The 17,495-nt window shown below is 43.7% G+C and carries 19 protein-coding genes and 1 pseudogene; 5 read left to right on the forward strand and 15 right to left on the reverse strand.

Features of this window, described 5'->3' with window-relative positions; all coding sequences use genetic code 11:
• Positions 1–145: 145 nt before the first annotated feature.
• The 5 genes from MTN95_RS18590 to MTN95_RS18610 all read right to left on the reverse strand — a co-directional run bounded on the left by MTN95_RS18590 (position 146) and on the right by MTN95_RS18610 (position 3,527).
• On the reverse strand, positions 146–355 hold the full coding sequence (locus MTN95_RS18590) for a hypothetical protein (RefSeq protein WP_059335108.1): 210 nt from the start codon (positions 353–355) through the stop codon (positions 146–148).
• 204 nt (positions 356–559) lie between these two features.
• The gene (locus MTN95_RS18595) at positions 560–1,063 is read right to left on the reverse strand and encodes a hypothetical protein (RefSeq protein WP_059335109.1); all 504 of its coding nucleotides are present in this window, start codon (positions 1,061–1,063) and stop codon (positions 560–562) included.
• Between the two features lie 19 nt (positions 1,064–1,082).
• Positions 1,083–2,816, reverse strand: a complete 1,734-nt coding sequence (locus tag MTN95_RS18600; protein WP_248339660.1) for a ribonuclease YeeF family protein — start codon at positions 2,814–2,816, stop codon at positions 1,083–1,085.
• An 18-nt stretch (positions 2,817–2,834) separates the two neighbouring features.
• A complete protein-coding gene (locus MTN95_RS18605; protein WP_003227825.1) occupies positions 2,835–3,095 on the reverse strand; it encodes a YwqI/YxiC family protein in 261 nt (86 codons plus the stop codon).
• A gap of 9 nt (positions 3,096–3,104) precedes the next feature.
• Complete coding sequence (locus tag MTN95_RS18610; protein WP_101859834.1) at positions 3,105–3,527, reverse strand: YwqH-like family protein; 423 nt, start codon at positions 3,525–3,527, stop codon at positions 3,105–3,107.
• A gap of 329 nt (positions 3,528–3,856) precedes the next feature.
• On the opposite strand from MTN95_RS18610, the gene MTN95_RS18615 reads away from it, so the two are divergent.
• A complete protein-coding gene (locus tag MTN95_RS18615; protein WP_044159633.1) occupies positions 3,857–4,114 on the forward strand; it encodes a hypothetical protein in 258 nt (85 codons plus the stop codon).
• On the opposite strand, the pseudogene MTN95_RS18620 reads toward MTN95_RS18615, so the two are convergent.
• The 6 genes and pseudogenes from MTN95_RS18620 to MTN95_RS18645 all read right to left on the reverse strand — a co-directional run.
• Positions 4,111–4,352, reverse strand: a pseudogene (locus tag MTN95_RS18620) (DUF1963 domain-containing protein); the annotation flags it as partial. The gene MTN95_RS18615 and the pseudogene MTN95_RS18620 overlap by 4 nt on opposite strands.
• A 91-nt stretch (positions 4,353–4,443) precedes the next feature.
• Positions 4,444–5,766: a UDP-glucose dehydrogenase family protein gene (locus tag MTN95_RS18625; RefSeq protein ID WP_248339661.1), complete on the reverse strand. Its 1,323-nt coding sequence runs from the start codon at positions 5,764–5,766 to the stop codon at positions 4,444–4,446.
• Between the two features lie 182 nt (positions 5,767–5,948).
• The gene (locus MTN95_RS18630; RefSeq protein WP_248339663.1) at positions 5,949–6,713 is read right to left on the reverse strand and encodes a tyrosine-protein phosphatase; all 765 of its coding nucleotides are present in this window, start codon (positions 6,711–6,713) and stop codon (positions 5,949–5,951) included.
• Between the two features lie 51 nt (positions 6,714–6,764).
• The gene (locus MTN95_RS18635) at positions 6,765–7,478 is read right to left on the reverse strand and encodes a CpsD/CapB family tyrosine-protein kinase (protein WP_044159636.1); all 714 of its coding nucleotides are present in this window, start codon (positions 7,476–7,478) and stop codon (positions 6,765–6,767) included.
• Positions 7,468–8,214, reverse strand: coding sequence for a protein-tyrosine kinase activator TkmA (gene tkmA / locus MTN95_RS18640; RefSeq protein WP_024123106.1), 747 nt, complete (start codon positions 8,212–8,214; stop codon positions 7,468–7,470). Before tkmA ends, MTN95_RS18635 begins: the two co-directional genes overlap by 11 nt.
• A gap of 224 nt (positions 8,215–8,438) precedes the next feature.
• Positions 8,439–8,582, reverse strand: a complete 144-nt coding sequence (locus MTN95_RS18645) for a YwzD family small protein (RefSeq protein ID WP_010332161.1) — start codon at positions 8,580–8,582, stop codon at positions 8,439–8,441.
• A gap of 203 nt (positions 8,583–8,785) precedes the next feature.
• On the opposite strand from MTN95_RS18645, the gene MTN95_RS18650 reads away from it, so the two are divergent.
• Both MTN95_RS18650 and MTN95_RS18655 read left to right on the forward strand, forming a co-directional pair.
• On the forward strand, positions 8,786–10,396 hold the full coding sequence (locus MTN95_RS18650; RefSeq protein ID WP_248339664.1) for an SWIM zinc finger family protein: 1,611 nt from the start codon (positions 8,786–8,788) through the stop codon (positions 10,394–10,396).
• Positions 10,383–13,157, forward strand: coding sequence for a DEAD/DEAH box helicase (locus MTN95_RS18655; protein ID WP_248339666.1), 2,775 nt, complete (start codon positions 10,383–10,385; stop codon positions 13,155–13,157). The genes MTN95_RS18650 and MTN95_RS18655 overlap by 14 nt, the downstream gene beginning before the upstream one ends.
• Before the next feature lie 122 nt (positions 13,158–13,279).
• On the opposite strand, the gene MTN95_RS18660 is transcribed toward MTN95_RS18655, so the two are convergent.
• From MTN95_RS18660 to MTN95_RS18675, 4 genes are all read right to left on the reverse strand, one after another.
• Positions 13,280–14,137, reverse strand: coding sequence for a Cof-type HAD-IIB family hydrolase (locus tag MTN95_RS18660; RefSeq protein ID WP_248339667.1), 858 nt, complete (start codon positions 14,135–14,137; stop codon positions 13,280–13,282).
• 5 nt (positions 14,138–14,142) lie between these two features.
• Positions 14,143–14,919: a transcriptional regulator GlcR gene (locus MTN95_RS18665; RefSeq protein ID WP_024123110.1), complete on the reverse strand. Its 777-nt coding sequence runs from the start codon at positions 14,917–14,919 to the stop codon at positions 14,143–14,145.
• A 226-nt stretch (positions 14,920–15,145) separates the two neighbouring features.
• Positions 15,146–15,487: a single-stranded DNA-binding protein SsbB gene (gene ssbB, locus MTN95_RS18670; protein WP_024123111.1), complete on the reverse strand. Its 342-nt coding sequence runs from the start codon at positions 15,485–15,487 to the stop codon at positions 15,146–15,148.
• Between the two features lie 77 nt (positions 15,488–15,564).
• Positions 15,565–15,948, reverse strand: a complete 384-nt coding sequence (locus MTN95_RS18675) for a hypothetical protein (protein WP_024123112.1) — start codon at positions 15,946–15,948, stop codon at positions 15,565–15,567.
• A 175-nt stretch (positions 15,949–16,123) separates the two neighbouring features.
• Between MTN95_RS18675 and MTN95_RS18680 the strand changes: the two genes are divergently transcribed.
• A complete protein-coding gene (locus MTN95_RS18680; protein ID WP_059292379.1) occupies positions 16,124–16,534 on the forward strand; it encodes a YwpF-like family protein in 411 nt (136 codons plus the stop codon).
• A gap of 53 nt (positions 16,535–16,587) precedes the next feature.
• Positions 16,588–17,391 (forward strand): class D beta-lactamase, encoded by an 804-nt coding sequence (gene blaOXA / locus MTN95_RS18685; protein WP_248339668.1) that lies wholly within the window; start codon positions 16,588–16,590, stop codon positions 17,389–17,391.
• Positions 17,392–17,495 lie beyond the last annotated feature (104 nt).

Here is a 17,495-nt window from a genome sequence, read left to right on the forward strand (position 1 = left end):
TCCATGAATACCAGCTTGATGCTCATTTGGGAATTTTGTAGAGTGGACAGCAGCTTTTTTTCTCATCGGTTAACCAGCGTTTCCGTAGCTATCCAGGTGAAGTATAAAAGAGATCTGAAGGCGTTTCTATTTTGCATTAAAACCCTCAAGATTTTTTAACTATACTATTAATTCCTTCAAAAATAATATCTCTCATAACTTCATTATTACTTTTATAATTTCTTTCATTTTTTATTTTATTAAAAACTTGCTTGATAACCCCATCGATCATTATTGTTAACCCTTCAACGTCTTCTTCACCGCCTTCTTTTTTAAACATTTCATTTAATATAATTAACTTCTGTTCTTGCGACATTACATTCTCTCCTTTACATTTTCGAATCATTTTATTTTACTATTGACAAAACTTAAACTTTAATTTTTTTCTCTATAAATCAACAGTTTTGAATTAGTTTTACCATTAATCCTGTAAAAGCTTGATCATTTGTAATGTTTCTTGCTTTCACAAAGTAAAAACTAAAAAGCAGGTACAGTATAACTACCTGCTTTTTAGTTAAATTTAATTACCAGAGTTAATTTCTTTTACAAGGATAGCTTCGTTACCGTACTCTTCAATGTCGGCCTTTAGCCAACTGCTTTCCTCTTCTCTATATTTATAAAATCTAAGTGTCGCAAAACCTTCATCAATACTTAGAATCACAACAAATTTATGTTCAGGGAATTTTTCTTTTAAATGGTGTTCCCAACCATCCACTATCTGAAGCGCATAAAGTAAAATCTCTTCACCGGACAAATCACTGTAGTCTAAATAATCGTTTATGCGAAGTTCATTACACGATGCTTCATACCCCGTTTTATCCCCATACATTTTTAAAATTCTATTCCAATTTATAGTTGGATTATCAGTTAACTCATCCTCTAGATCTAGAATAAAGCAATCGTCTACTTTAACTATATTAGGTGAAATAATATCCTTTAAATTAGATAGGTCAACTTTATTTGTATTGCTCAAATCTTCAAGTCGTTCTTTTAGTCTTTTCATATTTTTATTTGTATATTCCATTATAATCTACACTCCTATACTAAAATACAGGATCCTCACCTAAAAATTTCAATCCCTTATTTATAGCTTTCTGAACGCTTTTGTCTTTAAGTACTTTTTGAATTTTGCTAGGTGCATCTTCGCCTGTTTTTTGGTCATAAAACTTTCTTGTTTCAACATCAAAGTACCATTTTTTATTATTTGGCTCATGATAGTGAATTTGACCTTCTCTTTGCCCTGGATTTGGGTTTTCAATGTCTATTCTTTCTGTCTTCCCATTTTGCCATGTTGTCTTACTTGCAATCTGAGTTCCATTTTGACCGAAAAGTTTCTTACTATTCCCGCCACCACTACTCGCCATCTTCACAATCCCAAGATCTTTAACAGATTTCGTTTCCACATCGACACGGACTGTCGGGATTCCGAACGTGAAGCCATCCGGAGTTACTGGGCGTTCTGCGTACACGCGGACATTTGTCGGGACTTTGAATTGTTTTACTTTTTCGAGTGTCTTGTTTGCTTTTTGGACTTTTGAATGGGTTGCAAGCGGGATGCCTTTATCAATATTTTTCGCCAATGCGCCTGCTCCAACTAAGCTTAGTGCAGCTTCCAGCGCCCCTTGCTTCCGCTTCTCCTCAGACACTTCGTTACCAAACATATCTCTTCCTGTGACAGCTTCAGAGAATCCGTTTGACGCAACAAGGCCGTATGCGCCCATTTCTGACATTTTTAGAATGTCTAAAGACTTGCCTGTTTTGTAGGCATCTAAAGCGTGTTCCGCCGCGATAGCTGCTTTTCCGGTTTTGTAGATCGCTTTTCCGCCTTTGAAGGCGCGGCCTGCCCAGCCAACGACTGGGATGAATCCGGCTGCGGCCATTGCTCCTGCTGTCACACGTTCTGCGGCAGAGAGTTTTTCTCCGGTAACCGGGTCAACGCCTTCAGTTGCTCTTTTATAATCATAATAGCCAGTGACTTCTCCAGTAAAGGTGCAAACTCCATCCCATGTTTTTTCGTACCATGGTTTGTTTGCTTCTTCCTCGGCTTTTTCCTGGAGACGCCTTGCTTCTGCTTGTTCGGTTTTTGCATCGATATATGTTGTTCCCTGTTTTTCCACTTCAATGGCGCTTTTGTAGACTTCATTGCTGTGGAAGGCTTTTTTGTCATAGTACATAGGGGATGCGCTTTTCCCGTTGCTGGTGGCCTGCATGAGAACAGAATATTTGCTGAGCACTGCGTTGTCCAGAGATTCTAAATTTTGATATTCAGTGGTCAGGGATTCATCAAGCTTATCGACTGCCGTAATCGTGTCACGCCTGATTTTTTGGGCATCTCCCATCTTATCTGCATAGTTGTCAAGCGTGTACATGTCGAGATCAATAATATCGCTGATGCCTGACAAAATAGAATCGATTTCTGCTTTATGAGCGGAGACAATCTCTGAGGCTTTCAAGTCTCCATTGGGCAGCTCATGATCCAAAAATGAAGTCTCCACATATGAATCACTGAGTTCTTGATCTTTAATATCTCCCGAAATGCCATTTAAAAACGCAATTTGAGCAGAGACAAGCGTCAGCCAGCTGTCAACGATTTCTGCCTGTCCCTGAAAAAAATCTTTGATATTGTCCGCGCCTTTTCCTTTAAAATTGTCGCCTAAATCTGCAACTCCCTGAAACGCTTTTTTGAGCGTGTTCAGCTGCTCTTCAAGCGTCTCATATTGCTTTTTTCTGCTCTTCGCTTCTTCGATTAAAGATTTTGATTCAAATACTTTACTCATCGCACTGCCCTTTCTGTTCTATTTTACCGCGATCGCCTCGTCCTGCTCTTTGAGTGAATCAACATTATCCTTTGTATCCTCGATATTTTTCTGTACCGCTTTTTTATAGTCTCCGAGCATGGTTTTGATGTTCTCCTCACGCTCATGATATTTTTTGGTATAATCGAGTTTGTTTTTCCCATTGGACCCCGCGGCGCCGATTGATACGTCAGCAAGCGCATCTTTGACAGAATCTAATGTTTTGATGACTGTGTCGTACTTCAGCTTAATTTCTGACATAAAAAAAGATCACCACCATTTTAGTTTACTAATTGTATTTCCGACTTCTTCCGCGAACTCTTCTCCCTTTTTAAGAAGATCTGCTGCACCATTTGCTACAAACAATTCCGATGCATATTGAGCTTTATCCCATTCAAGATCAAAAATTTTACCGTTAATCGAAGCCATATACTCGTTATATTTATCATTCACAATCTTGGATGCTTCAGATTTCGCCTCTTCTCTTCCTTTATCGAAATCATCCGCTTTTGTTCCTGTCCAGTGCTTGCCCAATTCCGGTTTTACGATTTCTTTGATTTCAGTAATTGCCTCTTCTTGCAGTGTGTCTATATCCTTTTTTGCTTTTTTCAGCTTTTCAATCTTGTCTTCAACGTCTGAAATTTTTCCGTTAAGTGAACTTTTGATATTTGCTAATACACTTTCATAACCCATCTGTATCACCTCTTAATACTCAAAAAGTCGTATGGAGGGGCTGATGAAGATAGACTTTTCCATACTTTATTTCCATATATTATATTTTAAAATAGCCGGAAGGCGGCTTAAATAGGGTAAACGGCTTAATTTAGGCTTATAATGCTCTAAATACGAAGGTCTAAAGTCTCTTTTTTGTTCGTTATAAGGTCAATGCAAGCGTTTTATATGGTGACAAATTCTAAAGTCGTAGTCAAAAAGACACTTGAAAGAGGCAGATTTGATGATCTGTTCATTTTCTTATGTGGTAAAATCTTGTAAAGATTAAGAGGTGAAACGGAGGGATGACAATGAGTTTTTTCAGTCCGATGATGTTATTTTTCGTGGTTTTTCCTTTTCTGTCCTTCTTTGTATTTGGAATGGCAGGCACTTTATTGTTTAGAAAACACGGCCTTTGGTCAATGCCTCTTACAGTGCTCTGCTTATTGGTCATCTTTATGTTCTGTATTGACTCAGCCGCGCCTGATTTTATTGTTTGGCTTATTTCATTTCCGCTTCTGACCCTATTGGCGGCAGGGGTGACCCTTTGGATCAAAAGCTTGTATTAGCTGCAGTCCCCATTGTACAGAACGTTTGAAAAGTCTTTTCCCCTTACATGATCAGGTGTGATGAAAAAATTTGCGATGCCGACGTCTCCCCACAACAAATCAATATCATCGTCTGAATCAATTTGTAAAAGCATGATGGGATGTTCTTTATACGCGTATTCCAACCGAATTAATCAAAGAATTCCACTGTCCCCATGCCCGCGTATTGCTCAAACTGAAAATCTGTAGGCAGCACCCACTAGTTTCAAACAATAGGTAAACCTTAGCGAATATATCCATCGTATAAATACAAAAAAAAGACCGGCATCCCGCCAGTCTTTCCTTTACATCTATGACATTGCACCTGCCGGAACAACCGCTTTCCGGCCTACAGAATAGTATTCCACTCCGGCGGCGGCAGCCTCTTCTAATGAATAGCAATTTCGACCGTCAAAAATCAGCGGCTGCTCCATCAAATCTTGATAATCTGCTAATGAAAATTGTTTAATCTCATCCCAGTCCGTTAAAATCATGACGGCATCTGCCCCCTTAACGGCTTCCGCAATCGTTTTTTTGTATTCAACAGCCTGCGGCAAAATATGCTTCGCATGGCTGACGGCAATGGGATCGAAGGCTTTGATATGGGCGTCTAGTGCGGCGAGGCGGTTAGCGATGACAATCGACGGCGCGTCTCTCATATCGTCCGTGTTCGGTTTAAATGACAGCCCCAAAAGGGTGATCGTTTTTCCCGTCACTCCGCCAAGCCTGTTCAGCGCTTTATCAACCAGCATCGCCTGCTGATTGTTGTTGACCCTGATGACCGATTTCAGCAGCTCAAAATCATGCTCGACATTGCCCGCAATTTGCACGAGGGCGTTCGTATCCTTTGGGAAACAAGAGCCGCCGTAGCCAATGCCCGCTTTTAAAAACTGGCTCCCGATCCGCTTATCCTGCCCCATGCCGTATGCGACAGATTCAATATCAGCGCCGACCTTTTCACATATATTCGAAATCTCATTTATAAAACTGATCTTAGTGGCCAGAAAGGCATTTGAGGCATATTTGATCATCTCGGCGCTTCTGATATCCGTTTGGTAAACCGGGATATCGAGCGGAAGAAAGAGCTCTTCCAGTTTTCTGGCGGTGTCCTGATCGGCTGTTCCGATCACAATCCTGTCTCCATGAAACGTATCATGGATGGCTGACCCTTCACGTAAAAATTCCGGGTTGGATGCGATCGATATGCTGACAGGCTTCGCAAGATGTTTGGTAATCAGCTCGTAAATCCAATCATTTGTTCCGACAGGCACTGTGCTTTTCGTTACGACGATCGCATCTCGCGTCACGTGCCGGGCAATACGCTTGGCCACATCAGTAATATGCTCCAGATTCGCATGTCCGTCGTTTTTTTGCGGTGTGCCGACCGCTATAAAAATAATCTCTGCCTGGTCTAAGCCTTTCTCGTAGCTCGTTTCAAAGCTCAGCCGACCATCAGCTATATTTTTTCTCATCAGCTCTTCAAGACCCGGTTCAAATATAGGGGAAATGCCTTTTCTCATTTCTTCAATCTTGTGAGCGTTAATATCAATGCAAGTTACATGATGGCCAATCTCAGAAAGAGAAACACCTGTCACAAGACCGACATAGCCTGTTCCGATGACTGTTATATTCATTGTTTCCCTCCAACAGTTAAATTGCTGCTTTACAGCTTCCGTATTATCGTATGAGAATATCCTGACATGAATGCGGATGATCTCCCGGAAACAGCCTGTACAGATTTCTGAAATATGATTCAATCATACAATATACTATTATATCGTTCTCACAAAGAAAGTGGGGAAATGAGAATTGCAGATCAAAAGAGCCCGAATCGTTTTCTTCTTTTGACCGGCTTCGGTTCCTGCCTGTAAATCGCATGATTTTGCAGAAGAAGCTCAGCATTTTCTGTCAGCATATAAGAATATTCCGTACCGAATTCTTTCTCAAGAACACGGAGAGCCTCCTGATAGCGAAAGTCTCTTGTTTTCAGATTATGAGCATCTGAGGCTAAGAAGTGTATCAGATTGGCTTCAGCCAGCTGCAGCGAAAATGCTTTCATCTGTTTCCCGAAAACTCCTGCGAGGCTTCCGGTTGTCAACTGAGATGCCGCTCCTTTTTCTATAAGATGATACAGCAAGGACGGATTTTCGCGAATTTCGCTATTGCGTTCGGGATGCGCGATAACCGGAACGTATCCTTTCAGCTGCAAATCATAAAAAAGCTGCTCGGCATATCGCGGAACATGATCAAACGGAAACTCAATCAGGATATATTTCGTGTCATTCAGTGACAGCAGCCGCCCTTCAGCCAAATCCCGTTTCAAGTCCCCGTAGATTCTGATTTCCTGTCCCGGCAGTACGGTGAGCGGGATTTTCTCTTTCATTAAACGTTTGTTTAACAGGTCTGCCGCTTCTCTGACAGCGATTTGCTCGTTTTCATATGAACCATTCTTATGATGCGGGGTTGCAATGATGGTTCTGATTCCCTCACGAACAGCCGCCCTGGCCATTTCGACGCTGTCGTCCAGGTGCCTTGCCCCGTCATCCATTGACGGGAGGATATGGCAGTGAATATCAATCATTTATTAGCCTCCTTTTTCGCAAAAATAAATAACGGGCAGTATGCACGTTATTTATTTTTGTATGAAATTGTCTTCATGTCCGTAGTATCCGTAGTCAGAGTGCTTCGAGCGTTTCTTGCCGTTCATAATGGCTCCGAGGAGCTTGCTGTTGCACGAATCGAGCGCCTCTTTTGCTTTTGCGGCTTTTTCTTTCTCCGTCTTCCCGCTTGAAATAACCAAAACGGAACCGTCTGCGACGTTCCCTAAAATTTGCGCGTCTGCTACAGGGAGAATAGGCGGCGTATCGAAAATCACCATGTCATAGGCCGCACACGCTTCATCCGCAAGCTCCTCCATCCACTTGGAGGAAAGCAGCTCAGCCGGATTCGGCGGGATCGGGCCGCTCGTCAGCACATCAAGATTTTGTTCCTGAGACGTTTGCACAGCCTGTTTCAGTGAGGATTTTTTCAGTAAAACGGATGTTAAGCCTGTCATATTTTCTAGTTGAAAAGTGGTATGTACTGTAGGTTTTCGCAAATCTGCATCGATGAGCAAAACCTTTTTTCCCTGCTGTGCAAATACGACAGCAAGGTTAGCAGCTGTGGTAGACTTCCCTTCTCCAGGGCACGCCGAAGTGATCATCACAGATTTCATTTGGCGGTCCACTGAAGAAAACTCTATATTTGTTCGAATCGTTCGATATTGTTCTGAATTCAAGGATTTCGGCTCTGTCAGCGCAATGACATTTTTGCGACTCCATGAGCCCTTGCTTTTTCTAAGCGCCAAAATGTCCACTCCCCGCTTTATCAGATTGAATGCCTTTTAAGCTCTTCGCTGTTTTCTGTTCATTCGCAATGGTGGAAACCGTCCCTAATACCGGTATGTCCAGCAACGTTTCGAGCTGCTCTTCCGATTTGATCGTATTATCCAAATGCTCAAGCAGGAAGGCCAGTCCGATGCTTCCTGCCAATCCTGCCGCAAACGCGATGGCGATGTTCAGCAGCGGTTTTGGCGATACAGGCGACGGATGTCCAGAAACCTCGGCTTTTGACAGAATGCTTACGTTATCAACATTCATAATCGAAGTGATTTTGTCTTTAAAGACAGATGCGACAGTGTTGGCAATGTGAGCCGCTGTTTCCGCGCTCCCGTCTCTGACAGAAATATTGACCACTTGGGAATCCTGCTCGCTGGAAACAGTAATTTTTTCATTCAGCTCCTGGGATGTCATCGACAAGCCCATCTCTTTAATCACTTCGTCTAAAATAGCAGGGCTCTTAATGATGACATTGTACGTATTGATTAATTGAAGATTGGTTTGGACATCGTTAAATTGGACTTCTTTTTGGTCGTTTTTCGATTGATTGACCAAGATCTGAGTTGAATTTTCATAGATGGGTGTAAGTGCGAAGAAACTGATGAATCCGCCGGCAGCAGTCGCAGCTGCGGTTACAATCATAATCAAAAGTATGCGTTTCCTTAACGTTGATAGTATGTCTTTTAAACTAGTAGATTCTCCCATGATACCTCCAAATCAGCTTATAACATCCTTTTCCATACGATTATACAACGTTAAAACAGCATTTCTCCATCTTTTCACGTGACAATATTCGACAATAATTTACAAAAACAGTTTTTCAGCTTCTATCATGTAAGCGCTCTATTTATTGTCTTGCCAGAGCTGATTCTTTTTCTCCTTCCGGTCATTATTCAGAAAAAAAATCCCGCTAAAAACCTGCGGGATTTTTATGTTGCGTATCCATTTTTAATATGAGAAATCAAATTTTCAAGCATTTCCTTTGTGGTCATCTCAGATGACTGCTCACCAATATCATGTGCATGCATCAAAATTTTAAGAAATTCTTCTTGATTCAATTTCTTTTCACTCATCATTTTATTCCTTTCAGCTTCCATTAAGTTGAAAACACGATTATTATATGATGCCGGCTCTCGTTTTGCAATCTCTAATACATCATTCGACACATCCCATTTTTTATGTCCTATTTTAGGAAAAACTTTTTCATGCCGTTGTGTTGCGATATAATAGAGAAATTGGATCTTTTTATTACGTGACTCGGTTAGGAGCGATAATCATGCTTCAGAATATGATTTCTAAAGACGATGTGCTGGCATCGGCTGAACAATTAAAAGAGCTTCTTCCTTACAGCGAGGAAAATGTTCAGCTGATCAAAAAAGCCCTTATTTTATATCGGCAGGATTCAGTCTATCGTTTACAAGCAGTGAGTCCGACGGAAGTTACGGCTTACGTGCAGGATGTTGTGCCTGTGCGTGTCACATTGAACTTATTTGTCATAGCCAAAAGCGGCTGTTCATGTCCGTCTGGGAGAATCTGCCGCCATAAGCTGGCTGTTTTTTTATATGTATATGCAATGTTTGAACGAGTGGGAACTTTTACAGAGCACTGGCTGGAGAGGGAAAAGCTTGAAGAAAGCAAAGAGCTCGTCCGGCGTCAATTCCAAGAGAAGGTGCTGCCTAATGAAGAGTCGCTTTCAAGCTGGCTTGCTTTTTTCGATTCAGAGTTTTCTCTTTGGCAGGCACGCACGGCTGAAGGCAGCCAAAACATGCAGGCCCTCTATTACGGCTATCTGTCCGCTTTGAAAAAGCATGCCCCGAACAAGCCGGAGCTGAAAAGCCTGTATCAGATTCATTCAGCGATCGCGGTGTGGCTTCGCATGTTTACATTGATTGAAGAAGGAAAACTGGACCCCGAGCATGATTTTTATTCCCTCAATCCTTATGTCGAACAGCTGATGGACACGATCTACAGCTCAATTGATAAATTAAAAACGTACGCGCTGTCGTTTGCACTCGATCCCTTCCTGGAGAAAACGCCGGATGTCATTCGGGATCTCTTATTGAAGGAAGATATTTTTCAATATGAACGCATCCGCATTTTCGGTGAAATTTGGAGTGCGCTGCTGCCGCGGCCGAAATGGGTGGCGCGTGAGCAAGAGATCCTGCAAAAAGAAGCCGGGCGGCGGTTTTCTCCTGAATTGCAATTCGGGCGTCTGCATTTAGAATTTTTGCAGAAACATGATGACGCTATTTTTGCGGAAACCGACCAATTTCCGCCGGAAGCGCTGCCGTATACGTTCCAATGGCTGAGTGAAATCACCGCAAAAAAGGATTGGAAACGGCTCAAAGCATGGTACCTCCGGATTGAATCGATTGCGATTGGTTATACAAAGCTGGATAAGCCTTTTAAAGAAATTCGTGATGTGATTGGCGAGCTGTTTCTTCTGCTGAACGCGTATGTGAAGCAAACCAATGACCAGGCGCTGTTTGAACGCTATGCGGCAGGCTGTCTGCCATATACTTTCACAGAATACAGCCATCATTTGTATGAGAAAAAGCGTTATGCCGAGTGGATCGAAATCCACAGCCTTGTTGGCTTTTCAATTTATGAAATGGATAAAACGATGCTCAAAGAAATCGCGGCGAGCGATCCCGAGGCCCTTATACCCGCTTACCACAGAGAAGTGGCCTTTTTTATCGACCAGAAAAACCGCAGCTCTTACAAGGAAGCGGCCCGGTATTTGAAAAAACTGCGGACGCTCTACAAAAAAGCGAAAAAACTGAAGGTATGGGAACGCTATATTCAGCAGCTGAGCTCACATTACAAGCGCCTGCGCGCCCTTCAAGAAGAACTGCAGAAAGGAAAGTTGATTGATGGCGAGTCTTAAAGAAATACTTATTCACGTCGAACAAATGGAAGACGGGTCATTCACGCTCTCAGCCTTTGATGAGAATGAGCAGCCCCTTCCCTACAGCCACATGAAAAAGCATTTGTTTCAATGGCACGAATCCTCATTTTACGGAACCTTCCTTGAGGATGTCAGCTTCATCGGGACAACCGCGGTTTTGCTTTCTCCATGGATGACTGTAGAGCTTCTCGGCAAAAACTCGTTCAACTCATTCAGCTCCGTGCAGCTTACAGAAGAAACGGAACCGCTGATTGAGGCAGCGTCCACCATTTACGAATTTATCGCGGACGGCGATTTCCTGCCTGACTACGAAGCATGGACAAACGGTGTTTTCCGCTGGAAGGATCGGGACAGCATACTGGATGGCTTTACTGCGGAATGGTTTTCAGCCGCGGTGCAGGATTATATTCAATATGACGACGAACTGCGTGAAAAATGGGAAAATATCAAAGAAAAATCACCTGCGATCACAACATTTCGCGGACATTTTCTGGATGAAGAGGATTTTCTCGAAGGCATCGGCTGGGTTGACGATCAAACCCCGTTTACGGTCGGCCTCCGCTTGAATGAACCAGACTTTGACGGCGATGACTGGAAAATCGAAATGTTTTTACGCGATAAAAAGAGCGGTGCGGTTGTATTTTTTGACGGGCTGAAGAGCCTCAAAAAATCGTGGCAGGCCTACAGCGATAAAATCGCACGCGAGCAGGACCGCTTTCATCGAACGGTTCCGTGGCTGTCATTTGATTCCGGCACCACGCTGATTTCAGAGGAAGAAGCCTGGATTTTCCTGTCAGAGGCAAGTGAGACGCTTGTCGATATGGGCGTTGAAATCCTCCTGCCATCCTGGTGGCAGATTGTCAGAGACAGCAGCATGATGCTTAAAGCAAAGGTGTCTTCCGCCCCGCGCGGCGAATCATTTGTCGGCATGAATGCGCTGCTTGATTTTAACTGGCGGTTTGCGACAAACGGCATTGAGCTGACAGAGGATGAATTTAACGAGCTTGTCGCGAGCAACAGGCGCCTCGTCAATATTCGCGGGCAATGGGTGAAAATAGATCCGCAGTTTATCAAACAGATGAAACGGCTGATGGAGAAAGCGGAATCAGAAGGGCTCCATATGTCTGATATTCTGGCACGCGAGCTGATGGATCAGCAGGAAGGCGGGCTTGAGGACTCAGACATCATGGATACATCCGCTTTTGCCGGGATTCAATTCGACCTGTCAAAACAGCTCAGATCACTGATTCGAAAGCTGACAACAGCGGAAAATCTGCCGGAGCATGAGGTCAGCCCCTCCTTTCAAGGCACGCTCCGCCCGTATCAGAAATACGGCATGAACTGGCTGCTGTTTCTGCGGCAAAGCGGTTTTGGCGCCTGTCTGGCCGATGACATGGGGCTTGGGAAAACCATTCAGATGATCGCATATTTTCTTCATGTGAAGGAAAGCGGACGGCAAAACACGCCGAATCTGATCATCGCGCCGACATCCGTACTCGGCAACTGGCAGAGGGAGCTTCAAACCTTCGCGCCCAATCTGTCGGTCGCTCTCCATTACGGCCCGCGCCGTCCGAAGGGTGAAGACTTCACCGGCTATTATGAAAACGCGGATGTTGTCTTAACCTCCTACGGGCTGTCGCATGCCGATTCTGAAGAGCTTTCTTCGGTGACATGGAACACAATTTGTCTTGACGAAGCACAAAATATTAAAAACGCGCACACGAAACAATCACGCGCAATCAGAAAGCTGAAGGGCATTCACCATATCGCGCTGAGCGGAACTCCGATGGAAAACCGCTTGACTGAGCTATGGTCGATTTTCGACTTCATGAATAAAGGCTACCTTGGCAGTCTGACCGGTTTCCATAAACGCTATGTATTGCCGATCGAAAAGGACCGGGACGAAAAAAGAATCGGACAGCTTCAGCAATTAATCCGGCCGTTTCTCCTTCGGCGGACAAAACGGGATGAGGACGTCGCATTAAACCTTCCCGACAAGCTGGAGCAAAAAGAGTTTATTCCGCTGTCAGCCGAACAGGCGTCTCTCTATGAGCAGCTGGTGAAAGACACTTTTGAACATATGACGTCACTGACAGGCATGCAGCGAAAAGCACTGATCCTCAGCATGCTCGGACGGCTTAAACAAATATGCGATCACCCCGCGCTTTATTTGAAGGAAGATCAAACCGAGCTGCTGGCCGGACGTTCGGTCAAGCTTGAAAAATTGCTTGAGCTGATGACAGCGATCCGCGCCCAAAACGAAAGCTGTCTCATTTTCACGCAATATATTCAAATGGGGAACATGATGAAGCGATTGCTTGAAAAAACTTTCGGCGAACCTGTGCAGTTTTTGAACGGGAGTCTTTCTAAGCAAGACCGTGATGCACTCGTTGAGAAATTTCAAAAGAAAGAATACCCGACACTGATTCTGTCGCTGAAAGCGGGCGGCACCGGGCTCAATCTGACAGCCGCCAATCACGTCATTCATTATGACAGATGGTGGAATCCGGCTGTTGAAAACCAAGCCACTGACCGGGCATACCGCATCGGGCAGGAGCGGTTTGTCCACGTTCATAAAATGATTACAACGGGAACAATTGAAGAAAAAATTGATATGATGCTTGAAACGAAGCAAACGCTGAACGACCAAATTATCCAAAGCGAAAACTGGATTACCGAGCTGTCTACAGATGAGCTCGAAGAATTATTTACATTAAGCGCCTCAGCGCAGGCACAATAACCGCAAAAAAGCTGGCTCCTTAAAAGAGCCAGCTTTTTTCCGTTCATCGCCGTCACGCCGAATTTCACAGAATCCGTTACGCCGGTTATGTACAGGATGCACTTTTTTTCAAAAGATAAACCTTACAGCAAGTGCCGAATCATATGGGCAACGCCATGTTCATCATTGGTCAGGGTTACAGCGTCGGCTATCGCTTTGATGTCCTCCCGCGCATTGCCCATCGCTACGCCTTTTCCGGCAGCCTCCAGCATAGACCTGTCATTTAAGCTGTCGCCCACGGCTGCTGTTTCCTTCATTGGAATGTTAAGCCGCTTTGCCAGCCTTTCCAGCGCCTGCCCCTTGGATGCCTTTTTGGAGGAAAGCTCAAAGTTATGATCAGCAGAGCTGACAAGTGTCAGATCTTTATCATCCTGGTATCTCTGCCAGCCGGCCTCCAGCTTTTCTTTGAAGAAAGAAAAGCCAAGAATGTTGTAAAAATCAATCTGTTTATCCTCCTCAAAGAGCTCTTGAAACGTGTCGATATAAGCGAAGCCCGATTGACTGTATTGCACCTCGGCTGCCTGCATCAGAACAGAAAGGTCAGCCTCTGGATTCGCACTTTTGATCCGGTCAAGCTCAACATCAAGGAGCTGCCTGCCGTTTTGCGGCGTATAAATGGCTGAGTCTGTAAAAACCTCATAATAATAGTTTTCTGACTCAAGCCACGAGAGAATGTCATACGTCCGTTTTTTATCGATTGTTTCCTGATGATAAAGCCTGCCGTCAGGGTCGTGAATGACAGCGCCGTTCGCACTGATGACCCACGTTTTGATCCCGAGCGGTTCAAAAATTGACACGACATCAAAATAAGCGCGTCCCGTTGATACAACAACCTCAATCCCGTCCCGCTGCGCCTGCCGCAGAGCATTTTCATTTTCTGAGCTTACTTGATGCTTGCTGTTCAGCAAGGTTCCGTCTAAGTCGATCGCAATCAATTTCACGTTTATCAGCCCTTTCTTTCATCCTGCTCTGTCACGAGAAGTTCGACGCCATTAAGGTCAAGCAAGTCGCAAAACGCCTGATCCGGCAGCCGGTCTGTGATCAAGAGATCAATTTCACTCAGCTCAGCGTACTGATAAAAACCTGTGCTTCCCAGCTTCGAATAATCCGCAAGGGCGATCACCTGCTTCGCCTGCTGAATCATTTTTCGCTTCACCAGCCCATCTTCTTCATGCGCGATCGTAATGCCATGTTCAGAAATGCCGACAACACCGATCAGCGCTTTATCGACGTGATAGCTTGAAAGCTTTTCAATCACAGACGCGCCGTACAAGAAACGGTGCTCCTTTTCAAGCTTGCCCCCGAGAAGATAGATCTCAATACCATCTTTGTCTGAGAGCACTTCCGCGAGATTAATGGAGTTGGTGATAACCGTACAGTCGTCTGCATTTAAGTGTTTAGCGCACGCCTGAACGGTTGTAGACGCATCTAAAATAACCCGGTCGCCATTTTGGATCAGTGATGCGGCGAGTTTGCCAATTTTGTTTTTTTCCTCGGACACTGTTTTCAGCCGGCCGGAATACCCTTGGATTTTCTGGTGCACAGACGGCAGAATGGCGCCGCCTCTTGTGCGAATAATGGCATTCTGTTCCTCCAGCTTCACAAGATCCCGCCGTGCTGTATCTCTGGACACCTGAAGGAGCGTACAGATCTGCTCGGTTGTAATGCGGTTATGCTCCTTTAGATAATCCACAATCGCTACTAATCTTTCTTCTTGGTACACGCCCTCATTCCTTTTCATATGACGTTATCTTTAAGTAATTATAAGTTTTTATATATTAACAATCAATATTGTTAAGTGAAATTAAGTAAAAATGCATCATAAGAACCAATTTTTCCTATCTCAAACAGAAAGAAAAAACCAGTCTGGTCGACTGGTCAATACAGAGGGGATGATGCGAAGAAAAGTAATCGTGAATGGGATTTAAAGCGGGAGGAACAGGGGGATGTCAATCGGCAGCTTTTTCCCGAGGTTTAGGGTCCATAAAACGAACAGTATCAGCCATCACTTCAGTTACGTACACTTTGACACCTTCCGCATTTTCATAGCTCCTTGTCTGAATCCGTCCGCTTAGGCCGACGAGAGAGCCTTTTTGGCAATATAACGCCGTGTTTTCGGCCGTTTTTCTCCAAAGCGTGCAATTGACGTAATCCGCTTCAATTTCTCCTGAAGCATTTTTGAAGCTGCGGTTAACTGCAATCGTAATGTGTGTGACTGCCGCGCCTGCAGAAGTGTACCGAAGCTCAGGGTCTTTTGTTAAACGTCCGACAAGCATGACCTGATTGAACATTGCGATTCCTCCTCTCCTTGCGGTTACACGTATTGTAGACGATGCAACAAGAAAAGAAAAACGCTCAAAATCGCATTTCAGCCTCTGTTTTTATCTTTCGTTTTCATTTTTCCCTCAGCTAAAAACAGCTTTTGTTTTTTCCCTCTAAAGAAATATGTATTTTTTAAAAACCGGAAAAACAATTTAGATGTCAGCCAATGCTGCGTATTCATACAGACATAAGAAGAGCCGTCCCATGCAAACCACTGAAAGCTGAGTTTCTTTTCCGGGAGCGACAGCTGGATTTTGTACTGTTCCATCCCATCATAAGTTTCGTATAAAAAAATCATCCTCTCTTTCCTATATAGATGAACCTCAAAAATATCTTTACGGCTTAACATATAAGCTTCATTCGTTTGAATCAAACGCTGATCCGCCGGAGTGCCGTCAATATAAATTTCCTTTAAATGAAATCGATTCATACACACCTCTCCGTAATCCATAGTCAGTTACAGTATAATGAAAAAATAGAAATTATTAAATGTTGTGCCAGTACAAAATAAATTGTCCCCGGCATTACAGCGTTTTCACGGAAAAATGAATATGTGTTATAATTCATTTTAAGAATTCTTTGTAAGTAAATGGGGTGAGATAAAAATGAAAACCTTTAAACTGGTTGACCTGAACGTGGAACGAGTGGACAAGGAAGAAAAGTCAATTGAACAGTTTCCCCTTATTGACGGACTGATTATCAATAAAGAAGACGGCGAAAATCACTGGCTGATTGAAGCGCTTGTTCCGAAGGAGCACTTGTCTTTTTTTGACCAGCTTCAAAAAAAACAAGCTGAAGTCAAAGTGTTTGTGACGATTACGAAAAAAAGCAACCGCCCCGCCCAGCTGACTGCAGCTGTGAAGAATATTGCTGAACTGGAAGAAAGCATCTCGGTTTTAATTTACGGACAAATGGTGACAAGAAAACAGCAAGGCACTGAAACCATTCTGGAATCTCTTGTAAAAGAGGGCTATACAGGAGCGAAGCTGATCGAGGCGTTTAAGCAGAAGATATAAAAGAGAGTGGAAATCATCCCCTCTCTTATTTTACATTTGCTGAGGTGACACGTATGAATAAGCGAAAAATTCAAGCGGTTGTTTTATCACTTATCGGCGCAGCTGTCCTTTTGACATCAAGTTTGCAAACACCTAGAGAAGCTGTTGCTGCTGAGAAGAGTCCCAATCTAAAGAAAATGAATGTCGATGAGTTTTTCACTGATCACGACGGAACTTTTATCTTACGTGATCTGAAAAACGAAAAAACATTCGTCTACGGCGATCAACGCGCGACACAAAGATATGCGCCGCAATCGACTTTTAAAGTCCCAAACGCGCTCATTGGATTACAAACAGGCGCCGTTAAAGATGAATATGACATCAAATACTGGGACGGTGTAAAACGTGAGCTCGATGTATGGAATCAGGATCACACGCTAGGATCTGCCATGAGATACTCCGTTGTTTGGTATTATCAAGCGATGGCCCGAGACATCGGAGAAGAGCGAATGAAGGAATGGATTGATAAAATAGCGTACGGCAATCAAGATATCAGCGGCGGCATTGACCAATTTTGGCTGAGCAGCACGCTTAAGATTTCTCCTCTGGAACAAACGGACTTTATGGAAGCCTTATACAAAGAAAAACTGCCATTTGATAAAAGCGTAATGAAGACAGTGAAGCGGATGATGATTCAGGAAGATGAGGATCATTATACGCTTTATGGAAAAACCGGTTCAGGCTCAGGCATCGGCTGGTATGCAGGCTTTGTCAAAACCGAAAACGGAGTGTACAGTTTCGTGACGAACATTGACGGTACCGGCACAGAAGCGAAAAGCATGACAATGGACATTTTGAAAAAATATGTTCTGCATTAGAAAAAAGACTGCCTTTTCATAAGGCAGTCAGCTTGTAGAGAAAACGATGTTTTTTCTACAAGCTTTTTTGTTTCTTTAGATGCTTATTGTATTTTAGATACAGA

This window comes from Bacillus sp. 2CMS4F (assembly GCF_023161785.1).
Classification (GTDB): domain Bacteria; phylum Bacillota; class Bacilli; order Bacillales; family Bacillaceae; genus Bacillus; species Bacillus halotolerans.

Bases quoted from the DNA above. Each gene is read 5' to 3' on its own strand.
- MTN95_RS18590 (WP_059335108.1), bottom strand. From the start codon at position 355: ATGTCGCAAGAACAGAAGTTAATTATATTAAATGAAATGTTTAAAAAA.
- MTN95_RS18595 (WP_059335109.1), bottom strand. From the start codon at position 1,063: ATGGAATATACAAATAAAAATATGAAAAGACTAAAAGAACGACTTGAA.
- MTN95_RS18600 (WP_248339660.1), bottom strand. From the start codon at position 2,816: ATGAGTAAAGTATTTGAATCAAAATCTTTAATCGAAGAAGCGAAGAGC.
- MTN95_RS18605 (WP_003227825.1), bottom strand. From the start codon at position 3,095: ATGTCAGAAATTAAGCTGAAGTACGACACAGTCATCAAAACATTAGAT.
- MTN95_RS18610 (WP_101859834.1), bottom strand. From the start codon at position 3,527: ATGGGTTATGAAAGTGTATTAGCAAATATCAAAAGTTCACTTAACGGA.
- MTN95_RS18615 (WP_044159633.1), top strand. From the start codon at position 3,857: ATGAGTTTTTTCAGTCCGATGATGTTATTTTTCGTGGTTTTTCCTTTT.
- MTN95_RS18625 (WP_248339661.1), bottom strand. From the start codon at position 5,766: ATGAATATAACAGTCATCGGAACAGGCTATGTCGGTCTTGTGACAGGT.
- MTN95_RS18630 (WP_248339663.1), bottom strand. From the start codon at position 6,713: ATGATTGATATTCACTGCCATATCCTCCCGTCAATGGATGACGGGGCA.
- tkmA (WP_024123106.1), bottom strand. From the start codon at position 8,214: ATGGGAGAATCTACTAGTTTAAAAGACATACTATCAACGTTAAGGAAA.
- MTN95_RS18645 (WP_010332161.1), bottom strand. From the start codon at position 8,582: ATGAGTGAAAAGAAATTGAATCAAGAAGAATTTCTTAAAATTTTGATG.
- MTN95_RS18650 (WP_248339664.1), top strand. From the start codon at position 8,786: ATGCTTCAGAATATGATTTCTAAAGACGATGTGCTGGCATCGGCTGAA.
- MTN95_RS18655 (WP_248339666.1), top strand. From the start codon at position 10,383: ATGGCGAGTCTTAAAGAAATACTTATTCACGTCGAACAAATGGAAGAC.
- ssbB (WP_024123111.1), bottom strand. From the start codon at position 15,487: ATGTTCAATCAGGTCATGCTTGTCGGACGTTTAACAAAAGACCCTGAG.
- MTN95_RS18675 (WP_024123112.1), bottom strand. From the start codon at position 15,948: ATGAATCGATTTCATTTAAAGGAAATTTATATTGACGGCACTCCGGCG.
- MTN95_RS18680 (WP_059292379.1), top strand. From the start codon at position 16,124: ATGAAAACCTTTAAACTGGTTGACCTGAACGTGGAACGAGTGGACAAG.
- blaOXA (WP_248339668.1), top strand. From the start codon at position 16,588: ATGAATAAGCGAAAAATTCAAGCGGTTGTTTTATCACTTATCGGCGCA.